Origin of the sequence: Planococcus maritimus (genome assembly GCF_001592825.1) — a bacterium.
GTDB lineage: Bacteria > Bacillota > Bacilli > Bacillales_A > Planococcaceae > Planococcus > Planococcus maritimus_C.
Genome location: NZ_LTZG01000011.1, coordinates 199644 through 221803 on the forward strand (window position 1 = coordinate 199644; position 22160 = coordinate 221803).

A 22160-nucleotide genomic window follows, 5' to 3' on the forward strand; every position below is an offset into this window, starting at 1 on the left:
GGATTCACCGCCTTTCTTGTTGAACCAATTGATAAGCCTCCCGGTCGACAATCAATGTCACATTCGGATGCTTCCATAAAAAAGAAGCCGGAAACGCTTCACTGATTTCTTGGTCGAGCAAGCGCTTTACCGCTTTCGCCTTTTTTTGGCCGGAAGCCAGCAAAAGGATTTTGCCACTTTTTAAAATCGAGGCAATGCCTAAAGTAATGGCGTGCGTCGGCACTTCTTCAGCTGATGTAAAAAAACGGGCATTGTTCGCCCGCGTCGATTCTTCGAGCTTCACGCAATGGGTCAAGCTATGTTCTGAAGTCCCGGGTTCATTAAAGCCGATATGCCCATTCGTCCCCATGCCCAATATTTGCAGATGCGGCGGCCCGATCTTGTCGAATAAGGCTTCATAGCGGCGGCATTCCTCTTCGACTGGTTGGGCGATGCCGTCAGGAAGGTGGACGTTTTCTAACGGGATATCGAGCTGGTTAAATAATTTTTCACACATGAACGTGTAATAACTATTCGGATGGGTTTTGCCCAGGCCTCTGTATTCATCCAAATTGAGCGTTTGGACTTTTTGATACGAAATCCCCCGCTCTTTATGCCCTTTGATCATTTGTTCATAAAGGCCGAGCGGTGTGGATCCTGTAGCTAGCCCTAACACCGATTCACGGTTTTCTGACAGTTGCTGTTCGACCAATTGTGCGGCTGTCTTGCTCATTTCACTGTAATTATCGACTGTAATGATATTCATTGCAACTCTTCCTTTGCGTATGAAATATTTCCTCTGCAAATCGTCATCACGACATTCGCGTCTTCATCCAGAATCACCAAGTCGGCATCTTTCCCGTCTGCAATCACGCCTTTATGTTCAAGGCCGAGCTGTCTCGCGGCATTGGCAGAAGTCATCGCCGCAAGCTCTGCCCATGTGCAATTCGTGACTGCTTTGACATTCTTCACGGCCCCTTCCATCGTCAAGACGCTGCCGGCAAGCGCACCGTTTGGCAAACGCGCATCCTGTTCACCCACCTGTACGTCTTGTCCGCCTAAATCATAGGTTCCGGGTACGAGGCCTTTTGCCCGCATGGCGTCTGTGATGAGCAGTAAGCGGCTTGCGCCGATTTGTTCGTAGGCTAAGCGCACCGATTGCTGATGGCTATGGACAAAATCCGCAATCAGCTCCACGGACAAAGCTCTTTCCAGAAAAGCAGCCCCGACCACGCCCGGGCTCCGGTGATGAAACGGGCTCATTTGGTTATACAAATGCGTAACTTGACTCGCGCCTGCTTTTATCGCTTCTTGGACTTGCTCCAAAGTGGCATTCGAATGGCCAATCGATGCAACGACACCATCAGCCGACAACGCCTCGATAAACTCAATGCCCCCATCTGCCTCAGCAGCCACGGTCACTTGCTTGATACGCTTGCCGCTTAACTCTTGCCATTTTTTGAATAAAGCAAGAGAAGGCGGCGCAATATGTTCTAGCGGCTGCGCCCCTGCCATTTCTGAGGAAATGAACGGGCCTTCTAAATGTACGCCGAGCATCTCGGCTTGCTGGTCACTTGCCTGAAAAGCGCCGGCGTTTTGCAAAGCTTTCGAAATCGCCTCATCCGACTGCGTCATTGTCGTCGCCAGAAAACTAGTAGTGCCTTCTTTCGGGAGCGAACTCGCCAATCCATCCAAGGCTTCCGGCGTCGCATCCATCGTGTCGAATCCCGAAGCGCCGTGAATATGGACATCGATGAATCCCGGGAGCACTACCCAATTTTTTCCGCTTCCGTCAATCTCGATATCGGCTTTCTGGGAAAGATTCTGCCCGATGTCTTTAATTTTGCCGTCTTGTACAAAAAGATCGGCTGTCCGGTTTTCAGCTCCTGCACTGGCGACGGTGACATTAGAAATCAATACTGTTGGACTCACTTGAATCCCTCCTTAGAAAAAGCCGGGAAAATCATATGCGACCTCCCCGGCTGTTATTTCGATTTAGTTAATTTTCAAGATAGACGCCGTTCCTTGCTGCTGATAGCCGTTTTTCAACATATCCAGTTGTTGGCCCGATAAATTCGTGAAAACAACCGGCGTGATGACAGAAGGCGCATGGGCTTTCAAATAATCCAGGTCAAGTTTCAACAAAGCATCCCCCCGTTGAATCAACTGCCCTTGTTCGACTAACGACTCAAATCCTTCGCCATTCAATTTGACGGTATCCAATCCGACATGGATCAATATTTCTATCCCTGTATCGGTCTCGATGCCAAGCGCATGCTTGGTCGGGAACAAGGTGACCAGCCTGCCGTCCACCGGTGAATAAACTATATTTCCGGAAGGCTTGATCCCGAATCCTGGCCCCATCATTTCTTTTGCAAAGGCCTCGTCCGGCACATCAGATAAAGGAATGATTTCCCCTTCGATTGGCATCAGAAAATCCTCAGCCAATATTTCTTTCTCCATGCCTTGTTCATCCGGTGCGTTTTCGATAACTTGATCCGTGTTTTCCGGGGCAGGGTTGCCGTCTGCCAAGCGTTTCTTCATCGCATCCCCCAAAAATTCCACGGCGGTCCCGATGACCACTTGAACATTGGTTTTGTTCACTTTCATGACACCCATCGCACCGTGGCGTTTCAAGTCTTTTTCGTTCGTTTGCTCGGCGTCTTTTACGGTCACGCGAAGACGCGTTGTGCAATAGCCCACTGACGTCAGGTTACCGGTTCCGCCAAGTGCTTCAATCATATGGTACGCTCGTACGTCCAATTGATCGTCTCCAGCGTAGGCATTCCCGTCTTCTGCATCTTCGTCTTCACGGCCAGGAGTTTTCAAATCGAATTTCACGATCATAAAGTAGAAGATCACGAAGTAAACAATTCCGGTTACGAGTCCCATGACGAGCAGAAGGAGCGGATTCTGCGCCAATCCATAATTCAGCACATAATCGATCGCGCCCGCTGAAAAGCCAAATCCGTGATGGATATCGAGCGCATAAGCAACCATCATCGAAACGCCCGTCAATAATGCATGGATAACATACAATACCGGTGACAAGAACATGAATGAAAACTCAATCGGCTCTGTAATCCCTGTTAGGAAAGATGTGAATCCAATACTGAAAAACATGCCGGCCACTGCCGCCTTGCGCTCTTTTTTCGCAGCCATATACATGGCGAGGCACGCTGCCGGAAGCCCGAACATCATCACCGGGAAAAATCCGGAAAGGAACGGCCCGGCTGTCGGGTCGCCTTTTAGGAAGCGGTTGATTTCCCCGCGAACTACTTCGCCGTTGGCATCGGTGAACGTCCCGAAATCGAACCAAACGACTGTATTGATTACATGATGCAAACCGGTCGGCAACAACAGGCGGTTTAAGAAGCCATAAGAACCGACGCCAAACATCCCGGCATTTAAAATCCATGCCCCCGCTGCATCGATTCCGTCTTGCACCGGCGGCCATAAATAACCGAGCGCGCCGGCAAGAATCGTCATCGTCGCCGCTGTGACAATCGGCACAAACCGCCTGCCCCCGAAGAACGCGAGCCAAGTTGGCAGCTTCACGTCATAAAATTTGTTGTATAGCAATCCGCCGACAATACCGGAGAGAATCCCGGCAAACACACCCATATTAATGGATTCGTTAATGGTGCCGATCGCTGAAGTTAACACTAAATAAGCGATCGCCCCAGCAAGTGCCGCTCCCCCATTTCCATCGTGAGCCAATCCCATGGCAATCCCGATGGCAAAAATAAGCGCCAAGTTGTCGATAATTCCAGCGCCCGCTGCTGACAGAAACGGGATCCCCAGCAAATCATCCTGCCCAAACCGCAACAATAACGCTGCAGCCGGAAGTGTCGCGATTGGAAACATCAATGATTTACCAATCTTCTGTAGAAAACCAAACATTCTTACTCCACCCCTTTATGTGTTCTTGCTTCTCACTATAAAGCGAATATGTATAGTTGTCTATACCAATTTAAAGATTAATCAAAAAAATGTATTCGCTTTCACGAAATTGTGTGGCGCACAGGGACGCACACAACTTCCCAAGCCCCGAAAACCCTCTGCCGCCGCCATTTCCGAAAACTCCTCCTCAGCCGAATTGTGCCGTGCACAGGGACAAAGCTTGTCTTCCCAGGTCCATTTCCTGTATAACTTGAATTACGAGTATCATCGGAATGATGATTGAACGGAGGATATCATGGAACAGCTATTGACCATCGAAAAAGTATTGAACAACAATGTCGTGATCGCCCGCCATGAGGCCTATAAGGAAGTCGTCTTGATCGGCAACGGGCTCGGCTTTAATCGCAAAAAAGGCGATGTCATTTCGTTCGACCATGCTGACAAGACCTTCCTATTAAAAGACGAGGCGGAAAAGGAACAATACGTCAACTTGCTGCCGCATATCGACGAAAACCTGATTGCGTTTATCAACGACCAATTATTATATATTGCCGAACAGATGGGCACGGAGTTGAATGAACATATACACGTCGCATTGACGGACCATCTGTCTTTTGCCATCAAGCGCATCCAGCAGAACATGCAGTTTTCGAATTCGTTCCTGTTTGAAATCGAATCCTTGTACCCGAAAGAATACCAAGTGGCCAAAGGCGTGGTGAAAGCGTTCCAGAATCATATGGGCATCGTCTTCCCAGAAGGTGAGATTGGGTTTATCGCACTCCACATCCACAGCGCCGTGACCGATAAATCTTTGCGCGACATCAACAAGGATCACGCGCTCATTTCCCGCCTGACAGAATTAATCGAAGAAGGGCTGAAAGTTGAGTTGAGCAAGGACAACGTCAATTACCATCGCTTAATCCAGCATCTGCACCGGGCGATCGACCGTATCCACCAGGGAGAATCGCTGGGGGATGAAAATAAACTTGAAGCCCTCTTGAAAGCTGAATACCCGGTGTGCTATAATCTGGCTTGGAAGCTCATTAAAGTAATGCAAAACCAATTAAAAAAGCCTGTCGACGAAGCGGAAGTGCTTTATCTGACCATTCATCTGCAGCGCTTGACTCATACAAACTAATTCATACGTGTTACTGACTCGATCAGGCATGAGTATGAAAAGGTACAACGGTTAACCTTGGGGATTTCTCCCCTTTTTTACCGATGCCTTTTCCGCTCATGCCTTTTTTGTATGCTTTAGCTTCCGCGAGATACGCTCACCCTGTTTCATCCGCAACAAGTTTAACCAAAAAAGGAGGAAATTTTATGTCTAATGTATTCGGTACACTGCAAAAAGTCGGGAAAGCCCTCATGCTCCCTGTCGCACTCTTGCCTGCAGCCGGAATTTTGCTGGCATTCGGCACAAGTTTTTCACAAGACACTTTTGTGGAAGCGGTACCATTTTTCGGCACACCCTGGATCCAGTCCTTGCTCTTCGTCATGGCAGAAGCCGGCGGCGTCATTTTCGCCAACTTGCCATTGCTCTTTGCAGTCGGCGTCGCAATCGGTCTCGCTGGCGGTGACGGCGTCGCGGGACTCGCCGCGATCATCGGCTATTTAATCATGAACGTTACCATGAAAGCGGTCGGTGGCATCACCCCTGAAATGGCCACTTCCGACCCAGCCTATGCCATGGTTCTCGGCATTCCGACCTTGCAGACCGGCGTCTTCGGCGGGATTATCGTCGGAATACTAGCCGCGGCGATGTACAATAAGTTCTTCAATATCAACTTGCCGCAATTTCTCGGCTTTTTTGCCGGCAAGCGCTTTGTTCCAATCATTACCGCGTTTACCGCATTATTTCTCGGTATTGCTATGTACCTGCTTTGGCCTTTTGCACAAAGCGGCTTGAACTCTCTTTCTTATTTCATGCTTGAAACGAACCGCACACTTGCAGCATTCGTCTTCGGCGTAGTGGAACGCTCGTTGATTCCATTCGGGCTACACCATATTTTCTATTCACCGTTCTGGTTCGAGTTTGGCTCGTACACAAGTGCGGCAGGCGAAATCGTCCGCGGCGACCAACGCATCTTCTTTGAACAATTGCGTGACGGTGTAGATTTCACAGCCGGTACGTTCATGACAGGAAAATTCCCGTTCATGATGTTCGGTCTTCCAGCAGCGGCACTTGCGATTTATCACACAGCACGCCCTGAACGTAAAAAAGTCGTTGGCGGCATCATGGCATCAGCTGCTTTGACTTCATTTTTGACGGGAATCACTGAACCACTTGAATTCGCATTCCTGTTCGTTGCACCTGTATTGTTCGGAATCCACGCAGTATTTGCAGGACTGTCGTTTATGATCATGCATTTACTCGATGTTAAAATCGGCATGACTTTCTCCGGTGGCCTCATCGACTTCTTGCTGTTTGGCGTCATGCCGGGCAGAACGGAATGGTTCTGGGTGATCGTTGTCGGATTGTTCTTCGCCGTCATTTACTATTTCGGCTTCCGTTTCGCCATCACAAAATTCAATTTGATGACACCGGGACGTGAAGATGAAGAAGAAGACGAAGACAGCGACGCAGAAGTTGGCGAATTGCCATACGAAATCCTCCAAGCAATGGGCGGTCAGCAAAACATCACCCATTTGGATGCTTGCATCACTCGCCTGCGCGTCAGTGTAGAAGACAAAGGCGCAGTCGATAAAAAGAAATTGAAAAAACTCGGCGCTTCCGGCGTCATGGAAGTCGGCAATAACATCCAAGCGATCTTTGGACCTGTATCCGACAACTTGCGTGGGCAAATGCAAGACATCATGAATGGCAAAACGCCGCGCACAAAAGAAGATGTATCGAAGATCATGGACCAAACCAAAGACGCAGGCGATGCACCTGTACGCCTTGGCACAGTGGATTTTGGCATCCCGATCACAGGTGACATCCTGCCGATCACCGATGTACCGGATCAAGTCTTCTCTGGCAGAATGGTCGGCGACGGCTTTGCGGTCAAACCGGCTGAAGGCAAAGTCTACTCGCCTGTTAACGGTGAAGTCGTCACTTTGTTCCCCACGAAACACGCAATCGGTTTGAAAGCAGACGATGGAACTGAGTTATTGATCCATATCGGCATCGACACTGTCCACTTGAAAGGCGAAGGCTTCACGGCTCACGTCGAACAAAACGACCTTGTGGAACAAGGCCAATTGTTAATGGAAATGGATCTTGACTATATCGGCAAACACGCACCATCCATCATCACGCCGGTTGTCTTCACCAGCCTTCAAGAAGGACAAAAAGTGAACGTCAAAATGTCCGGCCACGTAGCCGCGAATACGAAAGACTTGATTGAAATCACAACTGGCGAAGAAGTCTAAACAGCTCTTCCCGGCTAGTCACACACCCGGATCCGTGCGAGTCTCTTCGCATCGGGCCGGGTTTTCTTTTTACAGATGCTTCACCACCAGTTTGAAAGGATGAACACGATGAAACTACTCACCTTGAATTGCCATGCCTGGCATGAAGAAAGCCAGATGGAGAAAATCCGTTATCTGGCACAAGCCATTGCCGAAAAACAATACGATGTTATCGCCTTGCAGGAAGTGAACCAGTCGATAGACGGGAAAGCAGAACGGATCGTCAAACACGACAATTACGCGCAGGTGCTGCTTCAGGAGCTCGAGCAACTCGGCGTGACAGGATACTCGATAGTATGGGGCTTTTCCCACCTTGTTTACGGCCGCTATGAAGAAGGTTCGGTCATCTTGACGCGCCATCCGGTGATCGAGGAGCATAGCTTCTTCGTCAGCCAAAGCACCGACAAGCATTCTCCGAAAACGCGCAAAATCGTTGGCGCGACGATCCAATATGCGGGTCAGCCCATAACATTTTATTCCTGCCATATGGGCTGGTGGCTCGATCCAATCGAACCGTTCCAATACCAAGCCGATCAACTATTGGAACATATGAAGAAAGAGGGCCACACGTTCTTGCTGGGCGACTTCAATAACGACGCCTCACTCGACCAGCAAGGCTATGCGTATTTACTGAAAAACGGCCTGCACGACACCTATACTTTGGCCGAAGAAAAAGACGCCGGCATCACCGTCAAAGGCAAAATCACCGGCTGGAGCGACAACAAGCAAGACTTGCGCATCGACTTGATCTTGTCCACCGAACCCGTCGCCGTCAAATCGTCGAAAGTCATCTTCAACAGCGACAATAAGCCATTGGTGTCCGATCATTTTGGCGTGGAAGTCCATGTGGAAATGAAGTGAAAGAATAAGTTAGAGTTTTGACGCAATTTGTTAGGGTTCACTCCAAAGGATATTTCACAAAACAGGGTAAAATTTTTATGACTCCCTTTAGAAACTGCTTATCTATAGCTAGCCAATTCAACATTTATCTCTATTGAACGGTACAGATGAAAATAGCGGAAGGCGGCGACTCCTGCGGGATAGCATGAGCTGAAGACCCTGGACTGAGCGTAGCGAAGGAAGCGGCTGAAGCCATGCCCGCGGAAAGCGTCCGCCTGAAGCGATTTCATCACTCTTTTTTGCTATTTCTAGCTCTCGAGTTAAACTCACCTCAAAAAACCGCTTTCTCCCTCCAGATATCCGGGGGGAAAAAGCGGTTTTTCGTTTGGCTATTGTGTATTAAAGCAATAGCTGTGTCACTTGCCGGGAAATTTCGTGCGTATTGATTGTGGATTCCATTTGCCCATCATGGACGCAGCGGATAAATTCATCGAGTTCGTAATACATCGTATCGAATTCGTGCGGGACGGAAATGTCTTCCGTCGTGCCGTCGCGGAATTTGATCAGCACGTGTTTCGGGTCGCTGATTTTGTCGATTTCGATGACGCCATTCTCGCCTTGAATTTCGCTCGGCAAATACGAATCTGAAATCTTCGAATACATGACGACCGCTTCACTTTCCCCGTAATCGAGAATCATGCTGCCTTGCCCTTCTGCCCCGGTCGACAACAGGTAGCGGTTGCGCAATACAGCATCCGGCTCACCCGCCAAATGGACGAGCGGCGCCAATCCATAAACGCCGAGATCCGTTTTCGCGCCGTTGCCGAGTTCCGGCTTAAAGGCATTTTCGATGATGCCTTCTTTGTATTTATCGTAGCGGGATGAATACTGATTGTAATGGAACACATAGCGGCGAATCGGCCCGATCTTGTGCAACTCTTCTTTCAGCCTTAGGAAAGTCGGCGTCACGGTCGATTTCATCGCTTCCATATAAGTCATGCCGGTTTTCTTTGAAGCCGCAATAACCCGATCCATCTCGTCAATTGTCGTAACAGCTGGCTTTTCACATAAAACGTGTACGCCGTATTGCATCGCAAGCAGGCTTTGTTCGGCATGGAACGCATTCGGCGAAGCGATATAGACCGCGTCAATATTGCCTTCTTCGAACATTTTCTTCATGTTCGTGTAGACCAGCTCCACCCCGTATTTCTCCGCAAACGCGCGACCCGTCTCTTCTGTTCGTGAATAAATTGCACCGAGTTGAAAATCCGGATGTTGCTTCGCTGCTTTGATAAACCGATCCGTGATCCAATTTGTGCCAATGATGCCAAATTTCATAATCCGTTCCCTCTTCTCTTTATATACTTCATTTCAAGCATAAGGCAATCGCGCCCTGATGTCACACGCTCTCATTTATCCTTATTTCAAGATAATGAATGTCGAGATTTTATACGCTGTATTGGAGATTGTCACACGCTCCTTAGTGCTCAAAACCTAATGGAGACGCTTACACATCCCTTCTTCTTAATAATTATCGATTTCTTTATTATAAATAAATAGAAATATTAGTTTTTTCGAAATATTATAGTTTATTTACGAGAAAAGATGCTATCATGTGTATACGATATATCACATACACCAGGAGGACGACGCATATGATTACATTTTTCGCAGCATTAGCTTTATTGATACTAGGATACATGTTTTATTCGAAATTCATCGAAAAGGTATTTGGCGTCGACGATACCACTCCAACACCTGCCTACGCACAAGCAGACAATATCGACTACGTGCCGATGAGCTGGTGGAAAGGCAATTTGATCCAGCTGTTGAACATCGCAGGACTCGGCCCGATCTATGGCGCTGTGGCTGGCGCGTTGTACGGGCCGGTCGCTTTCATCTGGATCGTTGTCGGCTGCATTTTTGCAGGCGGCGTCCACGATTACTTCTCGGGCATGATGTCGATGCGCCACGGCGGAGCTCAGTTCCCCACGCTCGTCGGACGCTACCTCGGAAAGAACGCCAAAGTCTTTATCAACGGTTTGTCGCTTGTCTTAATGCTTTTGGTCGCGGCTGCCTTTACAGCGGGCCCCGCCCAATTAATCGCACAAATCACGCCGCTTTCCTTTATCGCGGCGCTTGCCTTGATCTTCGCTTATTTCGTCCTTGCGACGATCTTGCCAATCAACCGCATCATCGGCCGCATTTATCCGCTGCTTGGCGGCATCCTGTTGTTTATGGCGCTTGCGGTAGCCGTAGCGCTCATCTTCTCAGGCAAGCCGATGCCGAACCTCACTTTCAGCAATTTGCATCCTGGCGAATTGCCGATCTGGCCGCTTTTGATGGTTACCGTATCATGCGGTGCGATTTCTGGCTTCCATAGCACGCAAAGCCCGATCATTGCCCGGACGATGAAAAAAGAAACCGACGGCCGTAAAATTTTCTACGGTGCCATGGTCATTGAAGGCGTCATTGCCCTCGTCTGGGCGGCGGCTGGCATGACTTTCTTCAACGGCACTGAAGGGCTCGGTGCGGCACTCGCAGCGGGCGGTCCATCTGGCGTCGTCAATGACATCTCGATCTCGCTCCTTGGTACTTTGGGCGGCATCCTCGCAATCTTCGGCGTCATCATCTTGCCGATCACAACGGGTGATACCGCGCTTCGTTCTTCACGCATGATCTTGGCCGATTTGCTGTCGAAGTTTACCAAAACTGACGGCACTTTGCGCATCCTATTGATCACCGTCCCGCTCGCCATCCCGACGTTCTATATGGCGACGATCGACTACACGTTCTTGTGGCGTTACGTCGGCTGGACCAACCAAGTGGTTGCAACCTTCATGCTGTGGACTGCGACGATGTATTTGCTCAAGAACTACAAACTGCATTGGATCAGCGGCGTACCCGCCATGTTCATGACAGGCGTCGTCTCCATGTACATCTTCTACGCACCGGAAGGCTTGAACATGGAATACCACATCGCCGCCATGATCGGCTCAGTCATCACGCTGGCTGTCGCTTTATGGTATGTGGCGCAGATTCTGAAATACCGTACTGCGAAGCAAGTGGATTCGGAATACGAAGCGGTTTAAAAAGAAGACGCTGGCATAATGCCAGCGTCTTTATTATTGCCATCTATCACCAATTAATTGTTTAGGAACGAATGGTTTCATTATCAGAATTCAAGGGGAAAGCTGAGTAATAACATTTTCAAAAAGGAGGGATTCGATGAAAGTATTCGTTTTTGGCAGCGGTGGAGATGTGGGTGAGTATTTATTGAAGAAACTTGCGCAAAAAAATCATCAAGCAGTCACTATAGCCGAATCAGCAAACCGTGCAGATGAACTGAAAATGGTCGGCGCAGCTGAAGTATATCTAGCCGCAGATACCAGCTATACAGAAGTCCTCGCAGGGTGTGATGCGATTATTTATATAGCTGGCACGAGCCCTCACGCTGGGGAAGACAACAATGTACTGGTTGACCATGAAGCCGTTACCCGTGCCATGGCAGCGGCTAAGCAACAACAAGTAGCGCGTCTCGTGTATTTATCTCCTGCGCGTGTAGACGAATCAGCCATATCGCAGAACACCGCTGGCAAGAAGATTCCAGAAGAACTGATGAAACTTGATGAATTCACCTACACCATCATCCATGCAAGCCGCGGGGTCCATAAACCTGGAAAAGGCATGATTGATATCATTGCTTCTAACCGCAAAAAAGCCGCCGACCTCCCTTTTGAAGATATTGCCGAAGTTCTCGTCGAATCACTCGCCAATAAGGCAACATATAACAAAACCTTGAATATTACACCAGGAATAATACCAATCAAAAAGGCATTGACTTAGTTTCGAGAAGACAAATTCTAAATAAAAAAGGTGAATTTTATGGGGAAAATATCGAAATACCTACCGACCGCTATTATAGGATCAACCGTAGCGGCTCCACTTGCATATATTGCTTATATTTATCAAAAAGATAATCACCAAAAACAACATGCCGTGCTCCGCAACTTCCCGCTGCTCGGTCGAGTTCGGTATATGGCGGAACACGTGGGCCCTGAACTGCGGCAATACTTGTTTTCCGGAGACAACGAGGGGCTTCCCTTTTCACGTATCCAATACGAAGATATCGTCAAAGCTGGAAAATACAATGACCGCCTTATCGGTTTCGGCTCTGACCGCAATTTTGCGGAGGATGGATTTTACATCCGAAATTCGCTGTTTCCGAAGTTGCGGACGGAATTGAGAATCGATAACAGCCATAAAGTTGCCACCTACCGATATGTCGTCGATCACGAAGGGTTAATATCGCGAAAAGAACATCGTGAAGAAATTTTGGCAGACCCTTATTATTTGCGTGATGAAGACGCGATCGTAATCGGCGAAGGTTATTGCCGTCATCCATTCACAATAAAAGGCCAAGTGGGCATGTCCGCGATGAGTTACGGGGCTTTAGGTGAAAACGCCATTACCGCATTGTCGAAAGGACTGGGTATTGCCGGAGGAACTTGGATGAACACCGGCGAGGGCGGCATTTCCGATTATCATTTAGCAGGCGATACAGACTTGATTATGCAAATCGGCCCTGGCCTATTCGGTGTCCGGACACCAGGAGGCGAATTTTCTTGGGAAGCGTTTAAAGAAAAAGCAGCCATGGAAAACGTGAAAGCCTTTGAAGTCAAACTTGCCCAAGGTGCAAAAACTCGCGGCGGGCATTTGGAAGGGAATAAAGTGACCGAAGAAATTGCGCGTATTCGTCTGATTGAACCCGGCAAAACCGTCAACAGCCCTAACCGGTTCACTGAATATGATTCGTTTGAAAAATTGTTTGCCTTTATTGAGCAATTGCGTGAAGTCGGCGGCAAACCGGTCGGCATGAAAATTGTTGTTGGTGATGTCGAAGGTCTTGAAGAAATGGCTCGAATCATGAGAGATACTGGCAAAGGGCCTGACTTCATTACAATCGATGGAGGCGAGGGTGGAACCGGTGCTACGTATCAAGAACTCGCAGACTCTGTCGGCTTGCCAATCATGACGGCTTTGCCGATTGTCGATGAACTGCTGCGCCAATACGGCGTGAGAGATCGCGTAAAGCTGATTGCATCCGGCAAACTGGTTACTCCTGATAAAATAGCAATGGCCCTTGCCCTGGGTGCCGACCTCGTTAATATCGCTAGAGGATTCATGATCAGTGTCGGCTGCATCATGGCGGAAGTTTGCCATACGAATACCTGTCCAGTGGGTGTCGCGACAACAGATCCTGATTTGCAAGATGGACTGATTGTCGGCGAAAAAATGTACCGGGTCGCCAATTATGTCATGTCTCTGCGCGCTGGCCTCTTTAACATCGCAGCTGCCACAGGCGTCGAATCTCCCACTTTAATCGAACGAAAACATCTCACCCATAAAGATATCCGGGGCCGTGTCTCCTCTGTTGGCAGTATGATTCATCAACTTGATCAAAAAGAAAAGCAAGAAAAACCTGTCGAAGATTTACCGCCAAAAAACAATCTATGAAAATGCAGCAGCCCTTCTACTATAAGGGTTGCTGCATTTTCATAGAACTTTTAAAAAATGGTTCGTATATTTTATAAGCAATTTCTGCACTTCCTGTAGCTTCAGTAGAAAGGTCGGAACGGTTATTTTTTTGCTCGAGATTTAAAGTCTTTCTCAATCTGCGCCTTCCACTCTCGCTTCACTTTCTTCCCGCTCCGGAATGAACTGACCGCTTCGCTCAACACTTGGTAATTCAACTCCGTTCCTTCCGCATCCGCATGGTAATCCACCGCAAAATCTTCGTCGACGCCAAATTTTTTGGCCGTTGCGACCGCGTCGATATTTGCACCAAGGAAAATAAATTCCCAGCCGGCCGCCTTTTTCGAGGCAATCATTTCATGGATTTTCTTATACGTGTATTCGCAGCTGGAATTCTCCAAGCCGTCCGTCGTAATGACGAACATCACCCGATCGGCTTGATGCTTTTTCAACGTGCCTTTTTGAGCGTTGCTAATTTTTTGGATGGTCGAACCAACAGCATCGAGCAAAGCGGTCATTCCGCCCACTTCATAATCGCCATCAGTCATCGGCGAAATACCTTCAAGTGAAATGCGATCATGAAGCAATTCGTATCCCTGATTAAACAGCACCGTTGTCACACGGACCTCGCCTGGAAGCTTACGCTGCTTGTCGAGCAAGGCATTGAAACCACCGATCGTATCTTTCTCAAGCCCCGCCATCGAACCGCTCTTATCCAGAATAAACACCAATTCCGTCGTCTCATTTTTCATCATCGTTTCCTCCTTCAGGTTACTTGCTACCCCAAGGATACGATTTTTCCATAGAAAAAAGGTCGCTTTGAAAGCGACCTTTTACCTGAGTGTTGAGGAAGTATATTAATCAGATATGAATAAAATAGGAACGTCTTTTTGAGATTTAACAATCAATGATCTCTCTTAGTATTTGGAGAGGCGTTCGCTCGACTCCAGTGGTAAAGTGAGACGACCGAGACCCCGCAAGCAGCGAAGCGGATGAGGAGGCTTGGGCGCGAGCCCACGGAAAGCGAGTGATAAGCTTCGGAAAATACGATTTTCTGGAGTTTCTCGACAAACTAAAAAAAGTCGCTTTGAAAGCGACCTTTTACGAACCAAGAAGCGCTTCATCAAAAGCAAACAAGGCTTCATTGATTTCAAAAATATTGTATTGTTCCCGCTCGATAAAATAGCGGACAATCAGATCAAATTTATGGCTGTTCGACAAGCGATAACCGGCTGTCCCGAGCAGTTCCTCGGTCTCGTCTAGGTCTAGTTCAAGCGCAATCGCAAACGCCAGAATGGTCTTTTTCTTCGGCGTATAGCCTGGGGAATTTCGGATTTTAGAAAACAGCTTTTTGTCGAGATTGGCCTTTTTGTAAGTCTCGGCATCGGTCATGCCCCGCGCATCTATGAACCTGAATAACCGCTGCGAAAAGGATTCATCCAAGTCTTCCAAAAGCTCTTCTAGGCTTATTTGCGACTCAAGCACCTCTCGCAGCTCATGTATCGGGCTTTCTACTAATCGCTGCTTGCGGTAACGGTCAGCTGCTGATTCCAAGACCGCCGCTTCCTGTTCATTGATAAAGCTTTCAATCGATTCGTAAAGCTTCTGGCTAATACCAAACGACTGCTTGTCCAAGACGACTAGATAGATATCCATATCATGTTCCATCAGGAATGTATCAATCTCCTCTGCCGCCACCCGCAATGCCGGTTCTTTCGGATAGCCGAAAATACCGGTCGAGATAAGTGGAAACGCAATCGACTCACAACCAAGCTCGACCGCGAGTTCCAGTGAGTTGCGGTAGCAATTGCGCAGCAGTATTTCCTCATTGCGCCCGCCGCCTTCCCACACCGGACCGACTGTATGGATAATGTACTTCGCATCAAGTGCAAAGGCGTCGGTGTGCACAGCTTCCCCGACTGCACAATGGCCAATCCGGTCGCACGCTTCCTGCAATTGCTTCGGCCCTGCCGCACGGAAAATCGACCCGCACACGCCACCGCCCATTTTCAGGCTGGAGTTTGCGGCATTAACGATTGCGTCAGTTGTCATTTTGGTAAGATCGTTGCGCACGATTTGCAGTGGCATGGGCTCATCCCTTTCTAGTTCTTCTCTCTTTTTATTCTACCACCCGACCTGTCCCTGTGCGCCACACAATTTCACGTACCCAGAAGCAAGACACAGCGCGGGATTTTGGCTTGACGAACGGTTTATTGTCCCTGTGCACCACACAATTCAAAAAAACTCCCGCCAGGCATTAAGCCGTGCGGGAGTTTCAACTGCCATCGCCAGAATGACTTCTGGCAGAGGGTTTTTATTGAGCCGTGTAACCGCCATCGATGACGATTGTTTGGCCTGTGATGCTTTTCGCTTTGTCGCTTGCCAAGTACAAGGCGCAATCAGCGATTTCAGCGACGTCAAGCAAGCGTTTTTGCGGGACGAGCGGCAAAAGTACTTCTTCTAGTACTTTTTCGAGTGGCACATTGCGCGTCTTAGCCAAATCGGCCATTTGTCCGCGGACGAGTGGCGTGTCGACATAGCCTGGTGCAACAGCGTTCACTGTAATGCCGTGCTCTGCGCCTTCGAGCGCTGCTACTTTCGTCAAACCGATGACGCCGTGCTTCGCGCTGTTGTAAGCCGCTTTACCAGAGAAGCCGATCAATCCGTTGATAGACGAAATGTTGATGATGCGGCCAAAGCCTTGTTCTTTCATGATCGGGAAGACCGCTTTCGTCAACATGAACGGTGCTGTCAACATGATTTTGATCATCAATTCGTATTTCGCTGTCGGGAATTCCTCGATTGGCGAAACGTGCTGCAAACCAGCGTTGTTGATGACGATGTCGACGCGGCCGTAAGTGTTTTTCGTTTCCGCTACCAAGTTTTGAAGATCTTCTTCGCTTGTTACATCGGCTTTTACGCCAATGGCTTCAAATCCTTCGTTTCTCAAAGATTGTGCAGATTCCTGCAGCACTTCATTGTTGATATCCGACAAAACGACTTTCGCTCCGCTTTCTGCGAAATGCTTGCCAATTTCGAAACCGATGCCGCGTGCGGATCCTGTAATCACTACTACTTTTTGCTCTACCATATTGAATTCCTCCATTATTGTTTATTCTATTCTTAAACTAAACCAATACCGCCCAAGATGATGCCGACGATGACAGCGATCGTCGGGATGACCAATGCCACCACGAACACATCTTTGTAAGTTTCGCGGTGCGACAATCCTGTTACGGCCAACAAAGTCAGCAATGCGCCGTTATTCGGCAGGATCGAAGCGCCCGATGCCACAGAAGCCATCCGGTGGAAAACTTCCGGGTTGATGCCCGTCGTTTGAGACAGGTTGTAGAATGTATCTCCCAAGGTGCTGAGCGCAATGCCCATGCCACCTGAAGCGGACCCCGTGATCATCGCCATGACTTGAATCGCCAATGACTGGGCGACCAACGGATTATCCGACACATTGAGCAACCAGGAAGTGATGTTGTCGAATGCCGGAACGATCGCAATGACGGCACCGAATCCGACAGCCGCACTGGTATTTAGGATGGCCATGACAGATCCTTTAGCACCTTCATTAATCGAGAAGACGAATTTCTTATAATGCTTCACGTTAATCAACATGATCGTGACGATCCCGAGCATCAGCGCGTAAATCGGCTGCAGGTTGACAATATTCAAGAATACGACGACCACAATAAGCGGAACGAGCGACAACATCCAGTTCGGTGTCGCCACCTCTTCCTCTTTCGATGCACCAGCTTGTTTGCGAATTTCAAAGCCCTCGCCTTTAGCTGACAATTTCTTCTCGCGATACGCCAACCAAGCGTAGCCGCCAACCGCCATGATCAATGTCGTGACGATACCGATGACAGGTCCTGCCATTGGTGTGGTGTTGTAGGTATCCATCGGGATCAAGTTTTGAATCTGTGGAGTACCTGGCATTGACGTCATCGTAAACGTGAATGCTCCGAGTGCGAAAGTTGGCACCAGCAATCTGCGTGTTACATTGGCCTCACGGAACAATTCAAGCGCAATCGGGTAGACCGCAAAGACGACTACAAACAAGCTGACGCCTCCGTAAGTCAATAATGCGGCTGCGATCAAGACGCCTAGAATAGCGCGCTTTCCGCCAATCAGCTGCGTAACCTTCTGTGCAACTGCTCGCGCGGCTCCGGTCTCTTCCATCAATTTCCCGAACACTGCCCCTAAGAGAAAGATCGGGAACCATTTCTGGACGAAACTTACCAAACCGCTCATATAAGTTTCTGTATACGTGCTATAAACATCGAGCCCGCTGAGCAAGGCTACAACGCCGGCCGCTAATGGGGCCACCCAAATGATCGACCAGCCCAAATAGGCAAGCGCAATCAATAAAATTAATCCAATTAAAATGCTTAACATCTGTTCTCACTTCTTTCTATATCTTTAGCCCTTCACCGTAGTGAAGCAATGCCCATTATACACGAATAAAGATATATTGAAATAGATATAACTCAACTTTGTAAATGATAAAAAATTTTGATATTTCCGTTATAGCCAGTGTTTATCTTATATATTTATTATCAATAGTATGTATTCATAAAAAGAATAGTTTATCGGAATAACTGTTTTCAGATCTGTCCCTGTGCATTACACAATTCAATACCCTTCCCATCGCCGCGAATCGCGCCATGAGAAGGAATGCAGGAACTCCCGGAAAAACTTCGCCCCTGTGCATCACACAATTTGCCCACAAAAAAACCCTGCCAACAATATGTTGGCAGGATAAAGATGAATCTAATATAAATTGTCGTGAATAGTCAGAATTGTGTCGTGCACAGGGGCATTATTTAAACACACGCGTAGCTTCTACTGCTTTCTGCCAGCCGGCGTACAGATTTTCACTTTGTTCAGCCGGCATATCTTTCGTGAACGTACGGTCGATTTGCCATTGCTTCGCGATTTCTTCTTTGCTTTCCCAGAAGCCAACAGCAAGACCAGCTAAGTACGCGGCTCCGAGGGCTGTCGTTTCTTGGACGACTGGGCGCTCGACTGGCACGTCGAGAATATCGCTTTGGAATTGCATCAGAAAATCGTTCGCTACGACTCCGCCATCGACGCGCAAGGTTTTCAGTTCAATTCCTGCGTCTTCGATCATGACGTCGACGACATCTTTTGTTTGGTAGGCGAGTGATTCAAGTGTCGCGCGGATGAGATGCGCTTTTGTCGTACCGCGTGTTAGGCCGAAAATGGCGCCGCGTGCATCCGTGTCCCAATAAGGCGTGCCGAGGCCGACAAATGCTGGCACCATGTAGACACCGTCTGTTGATTCGACAGACGTAGCGTACTGCTCGCTTTCAGGCGATGTGTTCAGCAATTTCAAGCCGTCGCGCAGCCATTGAATTGCAGAGCCGGCCACAAAGATACTGCCTTCTAGCGCGTATTCCACTTTGCCGTCAATGCCCCACGCCAAAGTCGTCAATAAGCCGTGATCGGAAACGACGCCTTCTTCCCCTGTATTCATCAGCATGAAACAGCCAGTCCCGTAAGTATTTTTCGCCATGCCTTTTTCAAAGCAGGCTTGTCCAAATAGCGCGGCTTGTTGGTCACCGGCGATACCGGCGATTGGCACTTCGTGGCCGAAGAAATGATAATTGACGGTATTGGCATAGACTTCAGACGATTGACGCACTTCCGGCAGCATGCTTTTTGGCACCGTCAGGATATCCAGCAATTCCTGATCCCATTCCAAATCGTAAATATTGTACATGAGCGTGCGGGAAGCGTTGCTGTAATCGGTGATATGCGCAGCGCCGCCAGACAATTTGTAGACGAGCCATGTATCGATTGTGCCGAACATCAAATCGCCGTTTTCCGCTTTTTCGCGTGCGCCTTCGACATTATCCAAAATCCATTTCACTTTCGTTCCGGAGAAATATGCATCAACGAGCAGGCCGGTTTTCTTGCGGAACAATTCTTCATGCCCTTGTTCTTTCAACTCAGCGCAAATGTCCGCTGTTTGTCTGGATTGCCAAACAATCGCTTTGTAGATTGGTTTTCCGGTATGGCGGTCCCACACAACTGCCGTTTCGCGCTGGTTGGTGATGCCGATGCCAGCTACTTGGCTTGCTTCCACATCCGCTTTTCTCAACGCTGCTGCCATACACGCCAAAACGGACGTCCAGATTTCATTCGCGTCGTGCTCGACCCAGCCCGGTTTCGGGAAAAATTGCTCAAACTCCTGCTGGCCCGTGCCTACGATTTCGCCTTTGTGGTTGAACAATACTGCACGTGAACTCGTTGTACCTTGGTCAATCGACATAATATAATCTTTACTCATCAATGATTCCTCCTCGAATGGTGTTGTGATGATGGTTATTTGTCGTCCACTAACGTTTCTTCAATGTCATTCGCTACAGTATGGCCTTTTTTCAATTCAGCATTCGCGGCTCCGATTAAAATGACAGCCATCACGATGCTCAATCCCCAGAACAGCAAGCTATAATCACTGGTGAAAAGTGCCTTGTAGAAAACCGCGCCATAAATACCGCCAAAAATCGGCCCGACGACCGGTACCCAAGCATAGCTCCAGTCCGAACTGCCTTTTCCAGGAATCGGCAGCAAGGCGTGCGCAATGCGCGGCCCGAGATCACGCGCCGGATTGATGGCATAACCAGTCGTGCCGCCGAGCGACATACCGATCGCAATGATCAATGCCCCGACAATCAGTGGATTCAAGCCATCTGTAAAGTCATTGGCGCCAATGAACAATAAGCCCATGACCAAAACGGCCGTACCAATGATTTCACTGACCAAGTTCGAAAACGGGCTTCTGACAGCCGGCCCTGTGGAGAACACCGCCAATTTCGCGCCTTGGTCTTTTGTGATTTTCCAATGAGGTAAGTAGTTCAAAAAGACAATTCCTGCGCCGATAATCGCGCCAATCATTTGGGCAAGAATGTATAGTGGAACTTTTGCCCATGGGAATTCCCCAACAGACGCCAAGCCTAATGTTACTGCCGGGTTGATATGGGCTCCTGAAAAACTGCCCACCGCGTAAACGGCCATGGTAACGGCAAGTCCCCAGGCAATCGTGATGACGATCCACCCACTGCCTTCTGCCTTGGAGTCTTTCAAGACCACGCCGGCCACTACGCCGCCCCCGAAAATAATCAAAATCATGGTCCCGATCACTTCTGCTAAAAACTCTGACATCGCTTAACACTCCTTTTCCTTTTAAAGCCACAGCTGGATAAACGTCCATAAAAAAATCCGCAATTAATGAAAGCTCTTCTTAATAGAAGTACTCATTAATGTGCGAATCTCCGGGTCTCCAACACAGCTCTGAACTTGTTATCTTTAAGTTATACTTAAAAGAAAGCGCTGTCAATATGTTTTCTGAATTTTTGTGTAAATATTACAAATACCGGCTCGCCATTTATCATTTTCCCATAATAAAAAGCAGGACTATCCGATGAGTTATCGGATAGTCCTGCTTTTATCTCTCATATACAAATATGATTTCTCCAGCTTACAGCACAGTCAGTTTGAAAACTTCCCGTGCGGAAACCAAGTCAGCGATATTGTTGCGGTATTCCTGGTAATGGTCGGAAGCAATATGGCTCTCGAGTGCGTCCATGTCCTGCCATTTTTCATGAAGAACGAAAGTGTCGTCTTCGATGGATTGATGAAGAACATACGACAAGCATCCGGCTTCTTGCTTCGACGCTTCCTGAACTTTTTGCAACTCAACTAATAAGCGATCGGCCAATTGTTCTTTCGGCTTGAGAATCGCCGTAACGGAAATCGTCTCCATTACTTAATTCTCCTGTTGGCTTCTGTTAGCTAATGCTTTTACCAATTCGTCGCCCAAAGCTTCAGCAGAAAACGGATCGCGGCCAGTCAACACTTGCTCGTTGCCCCATACCACTTTCTCGTCTGCCGTATAATTCGCCACTTCGCTCATTTTGCCTTCGAGGCTGAATGGCAAGATTTCTGGAAGGCCTTCTGGTTCGACAGCTTCCGGATAACCGGTGACGTCAAGTCCTGCAATAATGCTTTGGCCATCTGGGCGTTTTGTGAAGACCAACGGCGCCGGTCCGTGGCATACCGCTGAAACGATATTGCCATTGTCATAGACATCATTGATGATTTTGTGCAAAGTTTCGCTTTCCGCAAGGTCGTACATCGCTCCGTGGCCGCCCACGACGAACACGACATCGTATGCAGAAGCATCGACGTCTGAAAGAGGCGTCGTGTTGTCCGCTAAGCCGGATTCATACATTTTTTTGTATTTGCCTTCTGGGTCATACTCTTCCATCAAGCTCACCTGGTCAAGTGTCGGCTTGCCGCCTTTTGGTGAAGCTAAGTCTACTTGATGTCCTGCATTTTGCAAGATCTCCATCGGCGCGAACAATTCCTCTGCCCACCAGCCGGTTTCGTAATTATTTTCTGTATCTTTATGTCCACTTGATAATACTGCTAATACTTTTGCCATTGATAGT

General features: G+C 48.4%; 18 protein-coding genes. 6 read left to right on the plus strand and 12 right to left on the minus strand.

Annotation, left to right across the window (positions count from 1 at the left end; genetic code table 11):
• Positions 1 to 4 precede the first annotated feature (4 nt).
• The 3 genes from nagB to nagE form a co-directional block, all read right to left on the minus strand.
• On the minus strand, positions 5 to 745 hold the full coding sequence (gene nagB, locus AY633_RS09605; protein ID WP_068488156.1) for a glucosamine-6-phosphate deaminase: 741 nt from the start codon (positions 743 to 745) through the stop codon (positions 5 to 7).
• Positions 742 to 1911 (minus strand): N-acetylglucosamine-6-phosphate deacetylase, encoded by a 1170-nt coding sequence (nagA, locus tag AY633_RS09610; RefSeq protein WP_068488157.1) that lies wholly within the window; start codon positions 1909 to 1911, stop codon positions 742 to 744. The genes nagB and nagA overlap by 4 nt, the downstream gene beginning before the upstream one ends.
• A gap of 63 nt (positions 1912 to 1974) precedes the next feature.
• Positions 1975 to 3882, minus strand: a complete 1908-nt coding sequence (gene nagE / locus AY633_RS09615) for an N-acetylglucosamine-specific PTS transporter subunit IIBC (RefSeq protein ID WP_068488158.1) — start codon at positions 3880 to 3882, stop codon at positions 1975 to 1977.
• 295 nt (positions 3883 to 4177) lie between these two features.
• Here nagE and glcT point away from each other — a divergent pair, with 295 nt between their 5' ends.
• From glcT to AY633_RS09630, 3 genes are all read left to right on the plus strand, one after another.
• Positions 4178 to 5020 carry a glucose PTS transporter transcription antiterminator GlcT gene (gene glcT, locus AY633_RS09620; protein ID WP_068488159.1) on the plus strand — a complete coding sequence of 281 codons (843 nt, stop codon included), beginning with the start codon at positions 4178 to 4180 and terminating at the stop codon, positions 5018 to 5020.
• Between the two features lie 185 nt (positions 5021 to 5205).
• Positions 5206 to 7257 carry a glucose-specific PTS transporter subunit IIBC gene (gene ptsG, locus AY633_RS09625; RefSeq protein WP_068488160.1) on the plus strand — a complete coding sequence of 684 codons (2052 nt, stop codon included), beginning with the start codon at positions 5206 to 5208 and terminating at the stop codon, positions 7255 to 7257.
• 108 nt (positions 7258 to 7365) lie between these two features.
• Positions 7366 to 8157: an endonuclease/exonuclease/phosphatase family protein gene (locus tag AY633_RS09630; RefSeq protein ID WP_068488161.1), complete on the plus strand. Its 792-nt coding sequence runs from the start codon at positions 7366 to 7368 to the stop codon at positions 8155 to 8157.
• Between the two features lie 378 nt (positions 8158 to 8535).
• Here the strand turns inward: AY633_RS09630 and AY633_RS09635 are convergent, their stop codons facing one another.
• Positions 8536 to 9474, minus strand: coding sequence for a Gfo/Idh/MocA family protein (locus tag AY633_RS09635; protein ID WP_068488162.1), 939 nt, complete (start codon positions 9472 to 9474; stop codon positions 8536 to 8538).
• A 317-nt stretch (positions 9475 to 9791) separates the two neighbouring features.
• On the opposite strand from AY633_RS09635, the gene AY633_RS09640 reads away from it, so the two are divergent.
• The 3 genes from AY633_RS09640 to AY633_RS09650 all read left to right on the plus strand — a co-directional run bounded on the left by AY633_RS09640 (position 9792) and on the right by AY633_RS09650 (position 13653).
• Positions 9792 to 11228 (plus strand): carbon starvation CstA family protein, encoded by a 1437-nt coding sequence (locus AY633_RS09640; RefSeq protein WP_068488163.1) that lies wholly within the window; start codon positions 9792 to 9794, stop codon positions 11226 to 11228.
• Between the two features lie 136 nt (positions 11229 to 11364).
• The gene (locus tag AY633_RS09645) at positions 11365 to 11982 is read left to right on the plus strand and encodes an SDR family oxidoreductase (protein WP_068488164.1); all 618 of its coding nucleotides are present in this window, start codon (positions 11365 to 11367) and stop codon (positions 11980 to 11982) included.
• Between the two features lie 39 nt (positions 11983 to 12021).
• Complete coding sequence (locus tag AY633_RS09650; protein ID WP_068488165.1) at positions 12022 to 13653, plus strand: FMN-binding glutamate synthase family protein; 1632 nt, start codon at positions 12022 to 12024, stop codon at positions 13651 to 13653.
• 122 nt (positions 13654 to 13775) lie between these two features.
• On the opposite strand, the gene AY633_RS09655 is transcribed toward AY633_RS09650, so the two are convergent.
• From AY633_RS09655 to AY633_RS09690, 8 genes are all read right to left on the minus strand, one after another.
• On the minus strand, positions 13776 to 14423 hold the full coding sequence (locus tag AY633_RS09655; RefSeq protein WP_068488166.1) for a vWA domain-containing protein: 648 nt from the start codon (positions 14421 to 14423) through the stop codon (positions 13776 to 13778).
• Between the two features lie 349 nt (positions 14424 to 14772).
• Positions 14773 to 15759 (minus strand): macro domain-containing protein, encoded by a 987-nt coding sequence (locus AY633_RS09660; protein WP_068488167.1) that lies wholly within the window; start codon positions 15757 to 15759, stop codon positions 14773 to 14775.
• 226 nt (positions 15760 to 15985) lie between these two features.
• The gene (locus tag AY633_RS09665; protein WP_068460688.1) at positions 15986 to 16762 is read right to left on the minus strand and encodes a 3-hydroxybutyrate dehydrogenase; all 777 of its coding nucleotides are present in this window, start codon (positions 16760 to 16762) and stop codon (positions 15986 to 15988) included.
• Positions 16763 to 16794: 32 nt separating this feature from the next.
• On the minus strand, positions 16795 to 18078 hold the full coding sequence (locus tag AY633_RS09670; RefSeq protein WP_068488168.1) for a GntP family permease: 1284 nt from the start codon (positions 18076 to 18078) through the stop codon (positions 16795 to 16797).
• Between the two features lie 424 nt (positions 18079 to 18502).
• Positions 18503 to 19996: a glycerol kinase GlpK gene (gene glpK, locus AY633_RS09675; protein ID WP_068488169.1), complete on the minus strand. Its 1494-nt coding sequence runs from the start codon at positions 19994 to 19996 to the stop codon at positions 18503 to 18505.
• Between the two features lie 35 nt (positions 19997 to 20031).
• Positions 20032 to 20871 (minus strand): MIP/aquaporin family protein, encoded by an 840-nt coding sequence (locus tag AY633_RS09680; protein WP_068488170.1) that lies wholly within the window; start codon positions 20869 to 20871, stop codon positions 20032 to 20034.
• Between the two features lie 316 nt (positions 20872 to 21187).
• Positions 21188 to 21472, minus strand: coding sequence for a putative quinol monooxygenase (locus AY633_RS09685; RefSeq protein ID WP_068488171.1), 285 nt, complete (start codon positions 21470 to 21472; stop codon positions 21188 to 21190).
• Between the two features lie 3 nt (positions 21473 to 21475).
• A complete protein-coding gene (locus tag AY633_RS09690; protein WP_068488172.1) occupies positions 21476 to 22153 on the minus strand; it encodes a type 1 glutamine amidotransferase domain-containing protein in 678 nt (225 codons plus the stop codon).
• Between the last annotated feature and the right edge of the window lie 7 nt (positions 22154 to 22160).